This window comes from Methylobacterium sp. WL119 (genome assembly GCF_008039875.1).
Lineage (GTDB): Bacteria > Pseudomonadota > Alphaproteobacteria > Rhizobiales > Beijerinckiaceae > Methylobacterium.
The window spans coordinates 1-17569 of record NZ_VRUU01000048.1; the positions used below are offsets into that span (position 1 = coordinate 1).

The window sequence follows — 17569 nt, forward strand, 5'->3', positions numbered from 1 at the left end:
CCCCGCCACCGCGCCCGTCCCCTCGGCTCCGACGGCCGCCGTGCCCGCGCCGTCGACGCCCGCTCCCGCCCCGGTCGTCGCGGCGGCTCCGCCCTCGCCTGCGGGTGGGCTCTGCGCGCAGGACGCGGTGCGCACGGATCTGATGGCCTCGGTCAACGGCGCCCCCGACTTCAAGGACGGCAAGCGCCGGCTCAAGGCGCTGGTCGAGCCCGAGACGGTCTTCGAGGATCGCAAGGCCAAGCGGATGACCTGCCGCTACACCTCGGTCTGGGACGAGACCCAGGACACGGGCACGACCGAGACGCGCATGAAGATGACCTTCAAGGCCAGCGACGACGGCAAGGACGGCATCGACCTCGATTACAGCTTCGACAAGTAGCAGCCGCGCAGCCTCCCGGCGGCCCCAGGGCCGTCGGGACGGAGCCGGTGAGGGCCGGACCTAGCCCGCGTCGAGAGCCTCGAGGACGAGGCTCTCGTTGGTGTAGACGCAGATCTCGGCGGCGATCCGCATGGCCTTGCGCACGATCGCCTCGGCGTCGAGGTCGGTGTCCTCCAGGGCGCGCGCGGCCGACAGCGCGTAGTTGCCGCCGGAGCCGATCGCCATCACCCCGCCCTCCGGCTCGAGCACGTCGCCCGCGCCCGACAGCAGCAGGCTGACGTCCTTGTCGGCCACCAGCATCATCGCCTCCAGGCGGCGCAGGTAGCGGTCAGTGCGCCAGTCCTTGGTCAGCTCGACGCAGGCGCGGGTAAGCTGCCCGGGATACTGCTCGAGCTTGGCTTCCAGCCGCTCGAACAGGGTGAAGGCGTCGGCCGTCGCGCCGGCGAACCCGCCGATCACCGCGCCCTTGGCGAGCTTCCGGACCTTCCGGGCATTGCCCTTGACGATGGTCTGGCCGAGGCTGACCTGGCCGTCGCCGCCGATGACGACGCGGCCCCCCTTGCGCACCATCAGGATGGTGGTGGCGTGCATCTGGGCCGGGCCTGAATCGTCGTGTGCCAAGGGTGTCTCCGGGTGTCGCTCGGCGTCAGGTAGGGGCTCGCGCCCCGGATTGCCAAGCGGCACCGCGAAGACCCGCGGTCAGTGGTCGCCGCCGAGATAGGCCGCGCGCACCGCCGGATCGCTCTTGAGCCGGGCCGCCGGCCCCTGGAAGCGGATGCGGCCGTTCTCGAGGACGTAGGCGTAGTCGGCCACCCCGAGCGCCGCCATGGCGAACTGCTCGACGAGCAGCATCGTCACCTGCTCCTCCTTGAGCTGGCGGATGATGCGGAACACCTCCTCGACGAGCTTCGGCGCCAGCCCCATCGACGGCTCGTCCAGCAGCAGGATGTCGGGGCGCAGCATCAGGGCGCGGCCCATGGCGAGCATCTGCTGCTCGCCGCCCGAGAGCGTGCCGGCGAGCTGCAGCCGGCGCTCCTTGAGGCGCGGGAACAGCGCGTAGGCGCGCTCGCGGTCGGCGGAAACGTCGCCCTTGGGGCGCGAGCCGGTCAGCCGCGGGAAGGCGCCGAGCGTCAGGTTGTCCTCCACCGACAGGGTCGGGAACACCCGCCGCCCCTCCGGCGAGTGGGCGAGGCCGGCGCGGGCCACGTCGTGGCTGTCGAGCCCCGAGATCTCACGCCCGGCGAGCCGGATCGAGCCGGCGCGCGGCTGGATCATCCCCGAGAGGGCCCGCATCGTCGTGGTCTTGCCGGCCCCGTTGGAGCCGATCAGCGTCACGACCTTGCCCTTCGGCACCTGGAACGAGAGCCCGTGCAGGACCTCGATCTGGCCGTACCCGGCCGACAGGTTGGCGACCTCAAGCATGGGCTGGCTCCGGAGCGGCCGAGCCGCCCATGTCGTCGGGGGCGCCGAGATAGGCCTCGATCACCTTCGGGTCGGCCTGCACCTCGCGGGCCCCGCCCTCGGCGATCTTGTGCCCGAAATCGAGCACGCTGACCCGGTCGCACAGCCCCATCACCACGTCCATGTGGTGCTCGATCAGGATCACGGTGATGCCCGCGTCGCGGATCTTGCGGATGATCGCGGTCAGGTCCGCGATGTCGGGCGCGGTCAGGCCGGCGGCCGGCTCGTCCAGCAGCAGCAGCACGGGATCGAGCGCCAGCGCGCGGCCGATCTCCAGGAGGCGCTGCTTGCCGTAGGGCAGGTTGCGGGCCTCCACCTGGGCGAGGCTCGACAGGCCCATGAAGTCGAGGATCGCCATCGCCCGGGCGCGGGCCTCGCGCTCCTCGCGGCGGCGCCGCGGCGTGCCGAGGATCGCGTCGACGATGGTGCCGTGGAAGGCGTGGTGCAGGCCGACGAGCACGTTCTCCAGGGCCGTCATCTCGCGGAAGAGCTGCACGTTCTGGAAGGTGCGGGCCACGCCGGCGAGCGCGATCTCGGAGGGCGTGCGCCCGTCGAGGCGCTTCGGCGCGCTGCCGGCCGCGGCCAGCGTCACCGCGCCGGCGGTGGGTTTGTAGATGCCGGTGAGCACGTTCATCATCGTGCTCTTGCCCGAGCCGTTCGGGCCGATGAGCCCGTGGATCGTGCCGGGCCTCACCGACAGGTCGACGCCGGCCAGCGCCTTTAGGCCGCCGAACTGCATCAGCGCCTGCTCGACCTGCAGCAGCGGCTCGGTGCCGGCGGCCTTGCCGCGCTGCGCGATCAGCGCGTCGCCGTCGGCCGAGAGCGCCTTGCCCTCCGCCGTGTGGGCCGGGCGGAGCGCCGGGATCTTCTCGCGCAGGAAGCCGACGATGCCATCGGGCAGGTAGTAGACCACGAACAGGATCAGCAGGCCGAACACGCTGAGCCGGAAGTCGGTGACCGATTGCAGCGCCAGCGTCGCGGGCAGGAACAGGATGCAGAGCACCACCGGCACGAGGATCGCGAAGCGGTTCTCGCGCCGGCGCAGGAAGGCCTGGATGCCGACGACGAGCGCCACGGCGGCGATGAGGCCGGCCATGATCCGCACCAGGTCGATGTCGGCCAGGATGTTGGGCATCATCACGATGATCGCCGAGCCGATCAGCGGGCCGGCCCGCGATTTCCGGCCGCCCATCGTCACCGCGAGCAGGAACAGCACGGTGAGCTCGAAGCCGTAGGAATTCGGGGCGACGTAGCGCTCCGACCAGGCGAACAGCGCGCCCGCGAGCCCCGCGAGCGCCGCCGAGACCACGAAGGCGTAGACCTTGTAGCGGTAGACGCTGACGCCCATGCAGTCGCAGGCGATCGGCGAGTCGCGCAGCGCCTCGAAGGCGCGCCCGAACGGCGAGCGCACGATGCGGTTCACCACCACGATCGTCAGCAGGAGGCAGGCGCAGACGAGATAGTAGAACTCGAGCTTGCGGCCGGCCGCGCCCCAGGGCGGGCTGATGCCGAAGCTCGCGAAGTCGATGACGCGGGCCGGCGGCAGGGTGATGCCGAGCGGCCCGTTGGTGATCGGCGTCAGCTCGTTGATGAAGATCTGCACGATGGTGCCGAAGGCCAGCGTCACCATCGCGAGGTACGGGCCGGTGACCCGCAGCGCCGGCACCGCGAGCAGCAGGCCGAAGGCGGAGGTGACGCCGATCCCGGCGAGCAGGCCCCACCAGATCCCGAGCTTGAAGTGCAGGAACAGCACGGCCGCCGCGTAGGCGCCGACGCCGAACAGCCCGGCATGGCCGAGGCTGACTTGGCCGGTATAGCCGACGACGATGTCGAGCCCGAGGATCAGGATCGCGTAGATCGCGATCACCAGCAGCAGGTGGATGTAGTAGCTGCTGGTGACCACGTGCGGGAAGGCGGCGAGGAACACCACGAGCAGCACCGCGCCCGCCGCGCCGATATGCCGGCCGAGACCGGCGGAGGCCGAGGGCGCCGGGGCGGCGGCCGGCGCGAAGGTGGAGTGCGCCATCGGCTCAGACTTTCTTGATCACGGCCTTGCCGAACAGCCCCACGGGGCGGATCGACAGCACGACGAGGAGCAGGATCAGGCCCGGCACGTCCTTGTAGCCGGTGGAGATGTAGAAGCCGGTCAGCGTCTCGGCGATGCCGAGGATCAGCCCGCCGACGATGACGCCGAGGCCGGATTCGAGGCCGCCGATGATCGCCACCGCGAAGGCCTTCAGCGCCAGCACCGCGCCCATCGTGGCGCCCGTCAGCGTGACCGGGGCGACGAGCACGCCGGCGAACGCCGCCGTCATCGCGCTGATCGAGTAGGACAGGGTGATGACGCGCTTGGTGTTGATGCCCATCAGGCCGGCGGCATCGATGTCGTTCGAGGTGGCGATCACCGCCTTGCCCCAGATCGACTTGCGATTGAAGATCTCGACCGCGAGCATCATCAGCAACGCCCCGGCGATTATCAGCAGCTCCATCGGCAGCATGCGGATGCCGCCGAGCTGCAGCGCCTCCTCGGGCAGCGGCGACGGGAACTTCAGGTCGTCGCGGCCCCAGATGTTCTCGGCGAGATTGCGAAAGATGATCCCGAGCGCGATGGTGGCCATGATCCACCCGTACTCGGACTTGATCTTCACCGCCGGGCGCACGCCGAGGCGCTCGACCACGGCGCCCAGCGCGAAGCCGAAGACCAGCACCAGCGGGATCATCAGCCAGTAGCCGGTGAACGGCGCCAGCGTCAGGCCGAACAGGGCGCCCAGCGCCAGCGCCTCGCCCTGCCCGAAGTTCAGCGTCTTCGAGGTGGCGAAGGTGAGCTGGTAGCCGAAGGCGATGGCGGCGTAGATCATGCCGACCGCGACGCCGGACGCGACGAGCTGCAGGAAGATGGTCATCGTGTCACCGGCGCCCGTGCGTGAGGGTTTGGTCGTTCATGACGCCCGGTCCCGACCCAATCCGTCGAGGCGTGGGCTCCCGTCCCGCTCGGGATCGGGCCGCGCGACGGGCGACCGGACGGCGTCGGGCCGGCCGTGCCGCCCCGGCACGCGGGCGGTTGCGGGACCTCGCGCGCCGCCGGACGCTCGATAAGCGTTCCGGCAGCGGTGGATCATCCCGCCCGACCGACGAAAATCGTCAGTTGGAGGTCTTTTCCTTGACGCGCACCACGCCGGCGTTCTTAGCGTCCGTGTCCTTGGCGTAGACGATCTTGCCGTCCTGCACCTTCCCGAACACGACCATGTTGCGCGAGATCGCGTTGTGGTCGGCGGCGGTGAACGGCTTGTCGTAGGTCGTCACCACGCCCTCGACCTTCTCCTTGAGGTTCTCGAGCGCCTCGCGGATCTTCGGTCCGTCGGTCGAGCCGGCCTGCTTGATCGCGGCGGCGATCAGGAACACCGAGTCGTAGCCCTGCGCGCCGGCGACCGGGGTCGGGATCTTGGTCACGCCGTAGGTCTTGTAGTAGTCCTCGAGGAAGGCCTTGCGCTTCGGCAGCGTCTTGTCCTCGATGAAGGTCTGCGGCATCACCACGCCGTTGCCGTTGGCGCCGGCGATGTCGATGAAGCTCTGCATCGAGGCCGGCCACGAGGTGATCATCGGCACCTTCCAGCCGAGCTTGGCCATGCCGTTGGCGATCTGCGCCAGCTCCGGCCCGATGCCGTAGGCCAGGATCACGTCGGCGCCGGCCTGCTGGGCCTTCAGCAGCTGGGCCGTCATGTCGACGTCCTTGATGTTGAACTTCTCGACCACCACCGGCTTCACGCCCTTGGTGCCGAGGTACTTCTCGATGTCCTCGCGGCCGAGCTGGCCGTAATTGGTCGAGTCGGCGAGGATGGCGATCTTCTTGTGGCCCTGCGCGACGGCCTCGTCGACCATCATGCCGGCCTGCAGCACGTCGTAGGCCGAGTTCCGGAAGACGTAGTTGCTGTCGTAGTCCGGCGCCTTGAACTGGTTGGTGATGACGGTGCCGGTGGCGACGTTGTTGAACACCGGGATCTCGGCTTCCTGGTAGAAGCGCTGCGCGGCCAATGCCACGCCGGTGTTGATGAAGCCCAGCGTCGCGACGACCTTCTCCTTGCTGATGAGCTCCTGCGCCACCTGGGCGCCGACCTCGTTCTTGGCCTCGTCGTCGCGCTCGACGAGCTGGATCTGACGCCCGAGCACGCCGCCGGCCTTGTTGATCTCGGCGGCCGCCAGCCGTGCGCCGTCGCGCATCGACACCCCCATGGCGGAGGAGCCGCCGGTATAGGGGCCGGTGACGCCGATCTTGATCGGGTCCGCGGCCTGGGACGGCAGGGCGCCGAGCGTGGCCAGTGCCGTCGCGCCGAGCAGGGCGCCAACGAACGCGCGCGTCGTCAGTGTCATGGCTGTTTCCTCCGTGTCCCGATCTGGGCGTTTTTTGTGTCGCGGTGCCTTGAGGCACCGTCGCGGGTTCTGCGGCCCGAAGTCTCGGGCCCCTGCCCGAGCGCTGGAATATTGTCGAACGTGCACGCGAACGCAACGCAGGACGCAAGGTCCGGCCTACAAATCCAAAGGGTTGTGGGTTTTACGGCGCGAACCCCCGCCGCCGCGGCGAGGGTCGGCCAGGCGGCGTCCGTCGCGGCTTGCGCGGGGACCATGCTCCGGCCGATGCGCCCGGGCGTTCCGGAAGCACCGGGCCGGCCCGGAAATGCGCCGGCGCGGGCAAAGCCTGTTGACCGATCCGCGCTTTCCCCTTAACGGAAGCGCTCCCGAACGACGGACCCCTTCCGAGCGGTCACCGGCTTCCAGCCGTGCCCGGATCGCGAGCGGTACCCGTCCCTTCGGTGGGGGATAGTTTAACGGTAGAACGGTGGACTCTGACTCCTCTGGTCCTGGTTCGAATCCAGGTCCCCCAGCCAATGAATTTTCAACGACTTAGCTTCAACGACGAGTGCTTACGGCGGCAGGTTTGACTTTTCTTCGGAACGGTCTTCCCCGTGCAGATCGCCGATCACGCGTGCGTTCGACCGTTTCATGTCGGTGGTACGTCGGCGTCGCGTAGGCCGTGCGTTGGCCCAAGATATCGGCGATCTCCCGATCCGTATTTCCGAGCTCGCGCAGGTCGGTCGCGACGCTGTGGCGAAGATCACCTCGCCGTTCAGGCGTTCGTCGCGGAGCTTCGCGTTGAAGCTTTCGCAATAGCCGTTTTCCCAGGGACCGCCCGACTTGATGCAGGCTGCCCGCGAGCCGACCGCTGCGATCCAGTTCTGGACCGTTTGTCGATCAATTCCAGCCCGTTGCCCGGGCGGATTTGATGGGGTGCCCAATCTAAACCGAACAAGTCCGAGAGCGCGTCGATCACGTCTACCGCCTGGAGCTTGCGAGTGATCCGGTTGAGCGAGCGCTTGCGGGTCAGCGCGCTGCACGATCCTTGGGGCCGCCACCACGTTCAGCGTTCGCTGCTTGCGACCCCTGTGCGTACGATGCTCGACGAAGTCGTAGGACCGGATATGTGTTGTTCTAGCATGTGGTGGAGCGGATCGAGTTTTCGAAACTGCTCCTTCGGTGCCTTCGAGATCCGCTTACCTCTTCGACAGGAGCGCACGCCAAATCAGTAACTGCCTTGGATCAGGCAACTCGGGCACAGGGCACGTTCCGCCATCGTCGTCGAAACGCGGGTTGATCGGCCCCCGCGAGGTGGTCCAAGGGTGAAGTTAGTGCACGGTGGGCCGCTCCGCCACGAGTAGCTTGGCCGGCGGAGCTGGTCGGGCGAGCGCAGCCGGCCAAGCGGAGAAGGCTGGCACGAACACCTCCGGTGCCGGCGGCTGGTATTTCAGCGATGCATGCGGGCGCACGTGATCAGCCCCCATTGAAGTGGTCCGCCCTTTAGTATGGCTTTTGAGCCTGGAGGACGGACGAGATGGCAAAGCACCCGAAGCCCGAGGAGATCGTCGCCAAGTTGCGGCAGGCGGATGTGCTGATCTCACAGGGCCAGAGCGTGGCCGATGCAATCCGCGCGCTCGGCGTGAGCTCAGTGACATACTACCGGTGGCGGCGTGAGTTTGGCGGCCTGAAGTCGGATCAGGTTCGTCGGTTGAAGGACCTGGAGACCGAGAACCAGCGGCTTCGAAAGGCGATTGCGGATCTCACCCTCGACAAGCTGATCCTGCAGGAGGCGTCCCGGGGAAACTTTTGAGCCCCGCGCGCCGGCGCGCCTGTGTCGAGCACATTATGCGGACGATGACCGTCTTCGAGCGCCGCGCCTGTCGGGCGCTCGGACAGCATCGCTCGACGCAGCGCAAGGTACCGCGGGGCCGGGACGACGAAGAGGCGCTGACGGCCGATCTTGTGGCATTGGCCGAGAAGTACGGGCGCTACGGCTACCGCAAGATCAGCGCGTTGCTGAAGGCGGCTGGGTGGTCGGTCAACGACAAGCGCGTCGAGCGGATCTGGCGGCGTGAGGGGCTGAAGGTGCCGGCCAAGCAGCCCAAGCGGGGGCGGATCTGGGACAACGACGGCTCCTGTGTTCGTCTTCGCCCGGAACACCGCAATCACGTATGGTCGTACGACTTCGTCGAGGCCTGCACGCACGATGGGCGCAAGATCCGGATGCTCAACGTGGTCGATGAACGGAAGGACCGCGCAGCGAGTTCACGCACGAATGCCTGGCGATCCGGGTCGCACGCAAGCTCAAGGGGATCGACGTTATCGACGTGCTCTCGGACCTGTTCATCCTGCGTGGCGTACCGGGCCATATTCGTTCGGATAATGGGCCTGAGTTCGTCGCGAAGGCTGTGCAAGCCTGGATCACCGCGGTCGGCAGCAAAACCGCTTACATCACGCCAGGCTCACCCTGGGAGAATGGGTACGTCGAGAGCTTCAACGCGCGTCTGCGCGACGAACTCCTGAATGGTGAGATCTTCTACACACTCAAGGAGGCGCAGATCGTGATCGAAAGCTGGAGGCGTCACTACAACACTGTGCGCCCACATGCCTCGCTGGGATACCGGCCCCCGGCACCGGAGGTGTTCGTGCCAGCGTTCTCCGCTTGGCCGGCTGCGCTCGCCCGACCAGCTCCGCCGGCCAAGCTACCCGTGGCAGAACGGCCTACCGCGCACTAACTCCACCCTTGGACCACCGCCTGGGGGCCGATCAGAAAGCTGAGCTTCATCGGGTGCTACAATTCGGTCATGTTCGCCTCTCCGGACATGCCGTTCATCCTGCCGAAGTTCTGCATCCATACGCATGTGATCTCGTCGGCCGAGCACCCGCTCTCCTCCGTTCTGCTACGCTGCTACGTGCCCGGCCTCGAGGATCCGATCATCGAGGAGCCGGTGGAGACGCCGCCCATCGCCGAGCAGCGGAAGCTCGTCTCCGCGCTCGAATCCGGCAGCACGGCGCCGCGATATATCGTGGCGTCGGCGAGCCTGATCCTCTCGCCTTTCGAGATCTTGAGCACGGGCCTCATCAGCGTCCGCGCCGTCCTGGGCGACATGGCGGAAGAACTCAGCCTCGGATCATTGAGGGTGGTCGTCGCAGACTAGGTGTTTGATCCCACGGCGTGGTGATATGGTTGAGCACCATGCTGCCAGGGATGCGCTCTGGCCCAGGTTCTTCATGGAAGGCCGTGGCGGACTTGTCGATCGCGATGCCGGGTGGAATTTCCCGCGGATCGACCAAGTCAGGATCGATGCTCGCGGCCTCGATGCGGCGACGGAGCACCGCGGTCCTTCCCGATACGAGGCGTTGGTCTTCGAGCGGTGTCCTGAGCCATTTCTCGGCCCTCCAATCCACGATCTCAGAAGGGGATCGGGATGCGGACCCGACATCGAGGGCTGGCCGGAACCTCGATCCCGGCGCGCGCACGGACTCCGGATGACCCCGATCGCGGTTCTTCCTCCCCACGGTCCCAGCCTTCTGCGCCTACTCCTCTCTTGCTGTGGTCGAGGGTCTCGCTTGATGAGGTCGGCGACGGCTTGGTCGTGCACCGTGACGGGGAACCGCGATCATCTGCAGGGCTTGGCCTTCCTGCCGGCATGAGGTCCGGCGGGAGAGCAGCATGTCGAGCGACACCCACAAGCATCAAGAACTGCTCAGCGCTCTGAAGGCCGCGCAGGGCAAAGGCGACGGCTCCTTCGAGCAGGCGGTGACGAATGCCTTCGAGCACGTCTTCGAGCACCTCGATCGACTGAACTCGCACGTGTCGCTCGGCGGACCGGAGGGGGACGAGCGTCATCTCAAGACCGGTGAGTCGCCGACGCTGCGATAAGCTCCGGGCCCTGACTTCCGATTCGGAGTCAGGGCCGTCGTCCCTGCCTTCCTCTCGATGGCGCCGGTCGTCATGCGACGTGATCGAGCCCAGGGCCGGCAGCGAGTTCGTCGACCAGGATGCTCACGGTCCGCATCGGTCGGTCCGTCATCGGTCGCCTCGCACAGGATGGCGAGCGGGGACGGCCGCACGCCGGCGGCGCAAAGATCGCCCAGGATCCCTGCCGACCAGGGCACTCGGAACCATCGGGGGTGTGCGGCTGGTCCAGCGCAGCGGCTATCGTGACCGGGACTGGCAGACGCGGGCCGGGACCGTCGAACTGCGCATCCCGAAGCTGCGGAGGGGCTCGTGCTTCCCGGCTTTCTTGATCGCCTCGGCGGCGGTGATCGTGAGCACCGACGGCCGGCGCGAGGTGCGCGGCATGGATGTCGGCCCCTCCGAGGCCGAGATGTTCGGGACAGCCTTCCGCAAGCTCGCCCGGCGGGGGCTGCGCGCGGTCAAGCTGGTGATCTCGGACGCCTACGAGGGCATCAAGGCATCGGTGGCCCAGGTGATGAACGCAACCTGGCAGCACTGCCGCGTCCACTTCCGGAGGACGGGGCTCGCGCAGGCCGGCTGCTTCAGGTCTTCGACGCGCTTTGCGGGGCCCTGATTCCTCGGGGCGGGTTCGAGCCACGGTCCCGCGGTCATTTCAAAGACTTCAAACGTCGGACGACGCGGTCCGGGCGGCCTCCGGACTCACTCCCAGGCGCCGCTCCGCGCGCGGGCGCGCATGGCCTCGATGAACAGGCGGACGCTCGGCAGGTGCGCGCGGCTGGCGTCGAACAGCAGGTGGATCGGCACGGGCGGCGGCGCGTGCGCGTCGAGCACGCTGCACAATCGGCCCGCGGCGAGGCCCTCGGCCGCCTGGTAGCTGAGGACGTTCGCGAGCCCGAGCCCGGCCGCGGCGGCGGCCAGCTGGGCATCGATCGAGGTCACGGTCAGCCGCGGCGCGACGGCGACGCCCTGCGACCGCGGGCCGAAGCGCCAGTGGGAGCCGGTTCGGACGTTGTCGCCGGCGATGATGTCGTGCTCGGCGAGCGCCTTCGGGTCGGCCGGCCGCCCGCGCGCGGCGCAGTAGGCCGGGCTCGCGACGATGACCTGCCGCACCGTGCCGAGGGCGACCGACCTGAGACGGCTGTCGCGCGGCTCGCCGATGCGGACCGCCACGTCGATCCCCTCCTCGACCAGCCGGATGTTCCGGTCGAGCAGCATCAGCCGCGCCGACACCGGCCGGTGCCGGGCGAGCAGGTCCGCCACCACGGGGAGGACGTGCAGGCGGCCGAAGACGACCGGCGCCGTGATCTGCAGCTCGCCGTGCGGCGCCGCCTGGCGCCCCATCACGACGTGCTCGGCATCCTGCAGCCGCATCAGGATCTCGCGGGCGCGATCCAGGAGGGCGGCGCCCTCCTCGGTCAGCGCCACGCTGCGGGTCGAGCGCCGGAACAGCGGCACGCCGAGATGCCGCTCGAGGGCGGCGATGGTCCGCGTCACCGCAGGCGGCGAGTGGCCGAGGTGGCGGGAGGCGGCCTTGAAGCCGCCCCGCTCGGCCACCGCGACAAAGGTGGTCAGCGCCGCGAAGCGGTCCACGCGATCATTCCCGAAAACGAAATTCTGAACTGCGAAGGTGATGGATTATCGCCGCCGCGTGAAGCCGCTACCTCTCCGGCATGCCCGGTACCTACTTCCACCACCTGTTCGGCGAGACGGCGCGCACGCTCCAGGCGCGCGCCGGCTCCCGCGCCAGCTACGCCAGGCGGGAGGCCGCGTCCGCCGACGGGCGCGATGCGCTGACCGAGCGCGAGCACGCCTTCCTGCAGGCGCGCGACAGCGTCTACCTGGCGAGCGTCGGCCCCGAGGGCTGGCCCTACATCCAGCATCGCGGGGGGGCGGCCGGCTTCGTCCGGTCGTTGGGCGAGAACCGGATCGGATTCGCCGACTATCCCGGCAACCGGCAGTACATCTCGCAGGGCAACGTGATCGAGCGCGGCCGGGTGGCCCTGTTCGCGATGGACTATCCGGCCCAACGCCGGCTCAAGCTCATCGGCCACGCGCGCATCGTCGCGGCGGCCGAGGATCCTGATCTCGTCGCGCGGGTCTCGCATCCCGCGGCGCCGCCGGCCGTGGCCGCGTTCGTGATCGACGTGGTCGGCTTCGACTGGAACTGCCCGCAATTCATCGCGCCGCGCTTCACGCGCGCCGAGATCGAGGCCGAGCTCGGGCCGCTGCTCATCGAGAACGCGAACCTGCGCGCCGAGCTGGCGCGCCTCAAGGGAGCCTCCGCATGACCGAGCCGTCGACCTGTGGCGTGCATCATGTCGGCCTCGCCGTGCCGGACCTCGACGCCGCCGAGCGCTTCTTCGTCGACGCGCTCGGCTGGCGCGTCGCCGGCGGCGTGCCGTCCTACCCCGCCGTGTTCGTCTCCGACGGCGCGATCCTCGTGACGCTGTGGCGGATCGCCGATCCGGAGGCCGCGGTGCCGTTCGACCGCCGCGCCAACGTCGGGCTGCATCACCTCGCCCTCAAGGTCGCCGACCGCGCGGCGCTCGCCGCCGCCTACGACCGGGTGCGCGGCCATCCGGGGACGACGATCGAGTTCGCGCCCGGTCCGATGCGGGAGGGGTCCGAGACGCACCACTTCATCGGCACGATGCCGGGCGGCGTGCGCCTCGAATTCGCCACGGCGTAGGACCGTTCCTGTCGCCAGGCCCGCTTTCACGTCGTCGCCCTGCACTCTCGGACCGAACGGCGGGAACCTCGTCCCATGGCCTTGCCGACGCCTGCCCGGCCTCGACCGATTCCGTACGGCGATCGCGCCGGCGCCGACGACAGACGGACGGCCCGGCGCGCGGTCGCCTCGGCCTCCTGCGCCAGCCTGATCGGGATCGGGCTCGCGCGGTTCGCCTATACGCCGCTGCTTCCGGCGATCATCGACGGCGGCTGGTTCGAGGCCTCGACCGCGGCCTATCTCGGGGCGGCCAACCTTGCGGGTTATCTCGCCGGCGCCCTGCTCGGGCGGCCGCTCGCCGCCCGCACCCGCGTTCCCGTGGTGCTCCGCGCGATGATGGTGGTGGCGACCGCGGCGTTCTTCGCCTGCGCCTACCCGCTGAACGTCGCGTGGTTCTTCGCCTGGCGCTTCGCGTCGGGCTTTGCTGGAGGCGCGCTGATGGTGCTGGCCGCGCCCGCCGTGCTTCCGCACGTGCCGCCGGGCAAGCGCGGCCTGGCCGGCGGCCTGATCTTCATGGGCATCGGCGTCGGCATCGCGGCGTCGGGGACGCTCGTCCCGCTCCTCCTGCGCGGCGGCTTGCAGCAGGCCTGGTTCGGCCTTGGCGCGCTCTCCTGCCTGCTTACCGTCATCGGCTGGCGGGGCTGGCCGTCCGACGCTCCGGTGGCAGTTCGGCCGGTTGCCGGTGCCGAGCCGTCGCGCGCGCCAGGCCGGGCGGCGCTGCGGGCGCTCTACGCGGAATACGCGCTCAACGCGGCCGCGTGGGTGCCGCACATGCTGTTCCTCGTCGACCTCGTCGCGCGCGGCCTCGGGCAGGGCATCCAGGCCGGATCGCACTATTGGGTGCTGTTCGGGCTCGGCGCGACGGTCGGCCCGATCCTCGTCGGGCACCTCGCCGACCGGACCGGCTTCGGTCCCGCGCTCCGGCTCGCCTTCCTGGTCGAGGCCGGCGCGATCGCGATTCCGGCCCTCGGCCTCGGCCCGTCGTGGCTGATCCTGTCGAGCGTCGCGGTCGGCGCCTTCGTCACCGGAACCGTGCCGCTCATGCTCGGCCGCATCGGCGAGCTCCTGCCCGGGGAGCCGGAGCGGCAGAAGGCGGCTTGGAGCGTCGCCACCGTGGCGTTCGCGCTGTTCCAGGCCGGCGCCGCCTACGGGCTGTCCTTCGTCTTTGCGCACACGGCGGGCAACTACACGCTGCTGTTCGCGCTCGGCACGGCCGCGATGGTGCTGGCGCTCGCCATCGACCTCGGCACGGCGCTGGCGACGCCGCGCCCCGCCTCCCCCGCCCGTCCCTGAGGATGGCGCCCGAGTCCGGCGGAGTTGAGCGTCCGTGCCGCATCGTAGCCGTGCCGAACGCGGGGCGAGCGGCGCCGCCGCACGATCTCGCGGCGATCGGTCAGCCCGAGGCTTCGTTCGCTCCCGGTTCGATCGACGGCGGGTCGGGCTCGCCGGCCGCCGCGATGGGCAGGCCGGTCGCGCCGGCCGCCGGCGCGGCGGCGAGGCTCGCCAGGTCCAGCCACGCCGCCATCAGGCGGAGCTCCCCGAGCAGCCGGTCCATGGTGCCGGGGGGCGCATCGTGCTCCAGGTGCACGCGCTGGACGACCAGCATGCCGATCCTGCGGTTCGCCTTCAGGTCGACGCGGGCGACGAGCGCGCCGTCCATCAGGAAGGGCAGGACGTAGTAGCCGTGCTCGCGCTGGTGAGCGGGCGTGTAGATCTCGAGCCGATAGCGGAAGCCGAACAGCCGCTCGGTCCGCGGCCGGTGCCAGATCAGTGGATCGAAGGGCGACAGGAGCGCGGCGCCGTCGAGCCGTCGGCCGAGCCGCGCCTCCCTGTGCCGGTAGGCCGGCTGCGGCCAGCCGCGGACCCGGGCCGGAACCAGCGTGCCGTCCTCGACCAGCTGCGCGATCGGCAGGTGCGCATCGGCAGGCGCGAGGCGATAATAGTCGCGCAGGTCCTGCGCCGTCGCGATGCCGAGCGCCCGCGCCGCGCGTGCGATCAGCTCCCGCCGCGCGTCGATGCCGCTCGGGGTCGGATGCGCGAGGACGGCGCGCGGAAGCACGCGCTCGGGCAGGTCGTAGACGCGCTCGAAGCTGCCGCGACGGTGCGTCGAGGCGACGAGGCCGGCCCAGAATAGCCATTCGAGCGCGTGCTTGGCCGCGCTCCACACCCACATGCCCTGCGAGGCCCGATTGCCCGCGACGTCGGAGGCGGCCAGCGGCCCCTCCGTCTCGATGCGGGCGAGGAGGGCTTCGGCTTCGCCGCGCCTGGCCCCGGCGAAGGGTTCGAGCCGCCGCCACAGGCCGCGGCCGGCGAGGGCCCGGGCCATGCGCCAGCGCAGCAGGGGGTGATGGTCGACCGGCAGGAGCGAGGCCTCGTGCCCCCAATATTCGAAGAACCGCTTCGGCCGGTCGGCCGCCAGGGCGTCGAGGAGCCCACGCTCGTAGGGGCCCAGGCGCGAGAACAGCGGCAGGTACTGGGCCCGCACCAGCACGTTCACGCTGTCGATCTGAAGCAGGCCGAGCCGGCCGATCTCGTTGCGCATCCGCGCGGCGGAGACGGGTCCCGCGCGCCGGCCCGCGGCGAAGCCCTGGGCGACGAGGGCGATGCGACGGGCCTCGGAGGCGGAGAGGTCCGCAGTCAGGGCCGGCCTCCGGACAGGGGCGGCACGAGGCCCGGCAAGGGCCGCACGGAGTTCGGGAGCTGCGCCGCGTGCACTACGCGGCCTTCGGCGGCGACCCGTCGGCGCCGTTTTCGCCCTGCCGCGCATGAACGAGCGCACGGATCTGCTCGCGGACCTCCGGGGTGATCGGGTTGTAGACGATCATGCCGAGATCCGGTCTTCCGTCCACGGCGAAGGTCGAGAACTCCAGCTCGATCGGGCCCAGGACGGGGTGACGGAGCCGCTTGACCCCGTCTCCGTGGGCGTGGACGTCGTTCTCCCGCCACAGGGCGGCGAAGTCCGGGCTGGTGCGGCAGAGCTCGTCCACCAGCTCGCCGACCTCGGAGGCCGCGCCGGCCCGCACCGCGTCCGCCCGGAACGCGCCGACCACGAAGCGGGCGACGCTGTCCCAATCCTGCTGCGCCGTCCGCACCCGCGGGTCGCCGAACATGCGGCGCAGGATGTTGCGCTCGCCGGGTGGCAGCGGTTCCCAGTCGGTCATCACGACGGCGGCGGCGCGGTTCCAGGCGACGACGTCCCAGGTCGCGGTCTTGATCAGGGCCGGGCTGACCTCCAGCGTGTCGAGCAACCGCTGGAGGCGCGGCGTGATCCCCTCCTGCGGCCGGTAGCGGACCTCGGGCGGACGCCCCAGCGCCAGCATGAAGACGTGCTCGCGCTCGGGCTCGGTCAGCATCAGCCCGGCGGCGATGCGGTTCAGCACGTCCGCCGAGGGCGCGCCGCCGCGCCCCTGCTCCAGCCAGGTGTACCAGGTCGCGCTGATGTTCGAGCGCTGGGCGACCTCCTCCCGGCGCAGGCCCGGCGTGCGACGGCGGCCCGAGAACCCGAGGGCGGCCGGATCGAGCTTGGTGCGCCGATCCCGCAGGTAGGCGCCCAGCGAGGGTTCGGAACGGGCGGGCATGGCGATCCTGTTGGGACGTATACCGGGATACGGTCACGACTTTAACGGGATCGGCGGCGGGCCGACAAGGGGCGCTCTGATCACAGCGGAGTGCATCGCATGCGCATCTTCCTCACCGGCGCCACCGGCTTCATCGGCTCGGCCATCGTCCCGGAACTGCTCCGGTCCGGGCATCGGGTGCTCGGGTTGACCCGCTCGGAGGCCGGCGCCCGCAAGCTGATCGAGGTTGGGGTCGAGCCGCATCGCGGCACCCTTGACGACCCGGACAGCCTGCGCCGCGGCGCCGCGCAGGCCGACGGCGTGATCCACACCGCCTTCGACCACGACGACTTCACGAACTTCGTCGCCAATTGCGACAAGGACCGGCGGGCGATCGAGGCCCTGGGGGCCGCCCTTGCCGGCTCGGATCGGCCGCTGCTCATCACCTCCGGTGCGGGAATCGGGAGTCCCGACGGCGGTGGCCCGGCCCGGGAGGACGTCTTCGACCGCGCGCACCCGAACCCGCGCATCGCCTCCGAGCTCGCCGGGGCCGCGCTGCTGGAGGCGGGGGTGAACGTGTCGGTGGTGCGGCTTCCGCAGGTGCACGACACGGTCAAGCAGGGGCTGATCACCTACATGATCGACCTCGCCCGGCGGACCGGCGTCTCGGCCTATGTCGGCGACGGCGCCAACCGCTGGGCGGCGGCGCCGGTCCTCGACGTCGCCCGGCTCTACGCGCTCGCCTTCGCGCGGCGGGAGGCGGGCGCCCGCTACCACGCGGTCGCCGAGGAGGGCGTCGCCGCCCGCGACATCGCGCAGACCATCGGCCGCGGCCTGAAGCTGCCGGCGGTCGCCCTCGCGCCGGAAGACGCCGCCGCGCATTTCGGCTGGCTCGCCGCGTTCGTCGGCCTCGACATGCCGGCCTCCAGCGCGCTGACGCGGGCCCGGCTCGGCTGGCACCCGACCGGCCGGGGCCTGATCGAGGACTTGGAGCGGATGGACTATTCCCGGCCGCCCGCCTGAGGCGCCCGAGGCCTCCGCGCGTCAGGACGACGGCGTGCGCAGCTCCCCGCGGGCGATGCCGAGCAGCGTCCGCACGAGCAGCCACAGTATGACGAGGGTGGCCAGCGTCAGGAGCACGAGGGCGACGGCGTCGGTCGGGAGCCCGGAGC

Annotated in this window: 15 protein-coding genes, 1 tRNA gene and 3 pseudogenes; 10 read left to right on the plus strand and 9 right to left on the minus strand. The window is 70.1% G+C overall.

Annotated elements, in window-relative coordinates:
• Positions 1-379: hypothetical protein (locus FV227_RS16980; protein ID WP_210246726.1), on the plus strand; the 379-nt coding region annotated here is incomplete at its 5' end.
• 60 nt (positions 380-439) lie between these two features.
• Here the strand turns inward: FV227_RS16980 and hslV are convergent.
• From hslV to FV227_RS17005, 5 genes are all read right to left on the minus strand, one after another.
• Positions 440-970 (minus strand): ATP-dependent protease subunit HslV, encoded by a 531-nt coding sequence (gene hslV / locus FV227_RS16985; protein ID WP_147844277.1) that lies wholly within the window; start codon positions 968-970, stop codon positions 440-442.
• Between the two features lie 108 nt (positions 971-1078).
• Entirely contained in the window at positions 1079-1801 is a 723-nt protein-coding gene (locus FV227_RS16990) for an ABC transporter ATP-binding protein (protein WP_147728685.1), read from the minus strand.
• Positions 1794-3866 (minus strand): branched-chain amino acid ABC transporter ATP-binding protein/permease, encoded by a 2073-nt coding sequence (locus FV227_RS16995; RefSeq protein ID WP_147728684.1) that lies wholly within the window; start codon positions 3864-3866, stop codon positions 1794-1796. The genes FV227_RS16990 and FV227_RS16995 overlap by 8 nt, the downstream gene beginning before the upstream one ends.
• Before the next feature lie 4 nt (positions 3867-3870).
• Positions 3871-4743 (minus strand): branched-chain amino acid ABC transporter permease, encoded by an 873-nt coding sequence (locus FV227_RS17000; RefSeq protein ID WP_147728683.1) that lies wholly within the window; start codon positions 4741-4743, stop codon positions 3871-3873.
• Positions 4744-4981: 238 nt separating this feature from the next.
• Complete coding sequence (locus tag FV227_RS17005; protein ID WP_147727533.1) at positions 4982-6208, minus strand: ABC transporter substrate-binding protein; 1227 nt, start codon at positions 6206-6208, stop codon at positions 4982-4984.
• Positions 6209-6649: 441 nt separating this feature from the next.
• Here FV227_RS17005 and FV227_RS17010 point away from each other — a divergent pair.
• Positions 6650-6723 (plus strand) — tRNA-Gln (locus FV227_RS17010).
• A 222-nt stretch (positions 6724-6945) separates the two neighbouring features.
• Here the strand turns inward: FV227_RS17010 and FV227_RS29910 are convergent.
• A pseudogene (locus FV227_RS29910) lies at positions 6946-7317 on the minus strand (integrase core domain-containing protein); the annotation flags it as partial.
• A 407-nt stretch (positions 7318-7724) separates the two neighbouring features.
• On the opposite strand from FV227_RS29910, the pseudogene FV227_RS17020 reads away from it, so the two are divergent.
• From FV227_RS17020 to FV227_RS17035, 4 genes and pseudogenes are all read left to right on the plus strand, one after another.
• A pseudogene (locus FV227_RS17020) lies at positions 7725-8925 on the plus strand (IS3 family transposase).
• Between the two features lie 87 nt (positions 8926-9012).
• Positions 9013-9348, plus strand: coding sequence for a hypothetical protein (locus FV227_RS17025; protein ID WP_246686487.1), 336 nt, complete (start codon positions 9013-9015; stop codon positions 9346-9348).
• A gap of 515 nt (positions 9349-9863) precedes the next feature.
• Positions 9864-10073, plus strand: coding sequence for a hypothetical protein (locus tag FV227_RS17030; RefSeq protein ID WP_147727535.1), 210 nt, complete (start codon positions 9864-9866; stop codon positions 10071-10073).
• A gap of 256 nt (positions 10074-10329) precedes the next feature.
• A pseudogene (locus FV227_RS17035) lies at positions 10330-10689 on the plus strand (transposase); the annotation flags it as partial.
• 122 nt (positions 10690-10811) lie between these two features.
• On the opposite strand, the gene FV227_RS17040 reads toward FV227_RS17035, so the two are convergent.
• On the minus strand, positions 10812-11702 hold the full coding sequence (locus FV227_RS17040; RefSeq protein WP_147727536.1) for a LysR family transcriptional regulator: 891 nt from the start codon (positions 11700-11702) through the stop codon (positions 10812-10814).
• Between the two features lie 80 nt (positions 11703-11782).
• On the opposite strand from FV227_RS17040, the gene FV227_RS17045 reads away from it, so the two are divergent.
• The 3 genes from FV227_RS17045 to FV227_RS17055 all read left to right on the plus strand — a co-directional run bounded on the left by FV227_RS17045 (position 11783) and on the right by FV227_RS17055 (position 14133).
• Positions 11783-12400: a pyridoxamine 5'-phosphate oxidase family protein gene (locus FV227_RS17045; protein WP_147727537.1), complete on the plus strand. Its 618-nt coding sequence runs from the start codon at positions 11783-11785 to the stop codon at positions 12398-12400.
• Positions 12397-12801, plus strand: a complete 405-nt coding sequence (locus tag FV227_RS17050; RefSeq protein WP_147727538.1) for a VOC family protein — start codon at positions 12397-12399, stop codon at positions 12799-12801. The genes FV227_RS17045 and FV227_RS17050 overlap by 4 nt, the downstream gene beginning before the upstream one ends.
• Positions 12802-12876: 75 nt before the next feature.
• On the plus strand, positions 12877-14133 hold the full coding sequence (locus tag FV227_RS17055) for a YbfB/YjiJ family MFS transporter (RefSeq protein WP_147859526.1): 1257 nt from the start codon (positions 12877-12879) through the stop codon (positions 14131-14133).
• Positions 14134-14233: 100 nt separating this feature from the next.
• Here the strand turns inward: FV227_RS17055 and FV227_RS17060 are convergent, their stop codons facing one another.
• Together FV227_RS17060 and FV227_RS17065 are read right to left on the minus strand one after the other, a co-directional pair.
• Positions 14234-15382, minus strand: a complete 1149-nt coding sequence (locus tag FV227_RS17060; RefSeq protein WP_246686486.1) for a crosslink repair DNA glycosylase YcaQ family protein — start codon at positions 15380-15382, stop codon at positions 14234-14236.
• Positions 15383-15554: 172 nt separating this feature from the next.
• Positions 15555-16418 (minus strand): helix-turn-helix transcriptional regulator, encoded by an 864-nt coding sequence (locus tag FV227_RS17065; protein WP_147729171.1) that lies wholly within the window; start codon positions 16416-16418, stop codon positions 15555-15557.
• 99 nt (positions 16419-16517) lie between these two features.
• On the opposite strand from FV227_RS17065, the gene FV227_RS17070 reads away from it, so the two are divergent.
• Positions 16518-17420, plus strand: coding sequence for an SDR family oxidoreductase (locus tag FV227_RS17070; protein ID WP_147729172.1), 903 nt, complete (start codon positions 16518-16520; stop codon positions 17418-17420).
• The last annotated feature ends 149 nt before the right edge of the window (positions 17421-17569 follow it).

Bases quoted from the DNA above. Each gene is read 5' to 3' on its own strand.
- hslV (WP_147844277.1), bottom strand. From the start codon at position 970: ATGCACGCCACCACCATCCTGATGGTGCGCAAGGGGGGCCGCGTCGTC.
- FV227_RS16990 (WP_147728685.1), bottom strand. From the start codon at position 1,801: ATGCTTGAGGTCGCCAACCTGTCGGCCGGGTACGGCCAGATCGAGGTC.
- FV227_RS16995 (WP_147728684.1), bottom strand. From the start codon at position 3,866: ATGGCGCACTCCACCTTCGCGCCGGCCGCCGCCCCGGCGCCCTCGGCC.
- FV227_RS17000 (WP_147728683.1), bottom strand. From the start codon at position 4,743: ATGACCATCTTCCTGCAGCTCGTCGCGTCCGGCGTCGCGGTCGGCATG.
- FV227_RS17005 (WP_147727533.1), bottom strand. From the start codon at position 6,208: ATGACACTGACGACGCGCGCGTTCGTTGGCGCCCTGCTCGGCGCGACG.
- FV227_RS17025 (WP_246686487.1), top strand. From the start codon at position 9,013: ATGCCGTTCATCCTGCCGAAGTTCTGCATCCATACGCATGTGATCTCG.
- FV227_RS17030 (WP_147727535.1), top strand. From the start codon at position 9,864: ATGTCGAGCGACACCCACAAGCATCAAGAACTGCTCAGCGCTCTGAAG.
- FV227_RS17045 (WP_147727537.1), top strand. From the start codon at position 11,783: ATGCCCGGTACCTACTTCCACCACCTGTTCGGCGAGACGGCGCGCACG.
- FV227_RS17050 (WP_147727538.1), top strand. From the start codon at position 12,397: ATGACCGAGCCGTCGACCTGTGGCGTGCATCATGTCGGCCTCGCCGTG.
- FV227_RS17055 (WP_147859526.1), top strand. From the start codon at position 12,877: ATGGCCTTGCCGACGCCTGCCCGGCCTCGACCGATTCCGTACGGCGAT.
- FV227_RS17060 (WP_246686486.1), bottom strand. From the start codon at position 15,382: ATGCGCAACGAGATCGGCCGGCTCGGCCTGCTTCAGATCGACAGCGTG.
- FV227_RS17065 (WP_147729171.1), bottom strand. From the start codon at position 16,418: ATGCCCGCCCGTTCCGAACCCTCGCTGGGCGCCTACCTGCGGGATCGG.
- FV227_RS17070 (WP_147729172.1), top strand. From the start codon at position 16,518: ATGCGCATCTTCCTCACCGGCGCCACCGGCTTCATCGGCTCGGCCATC.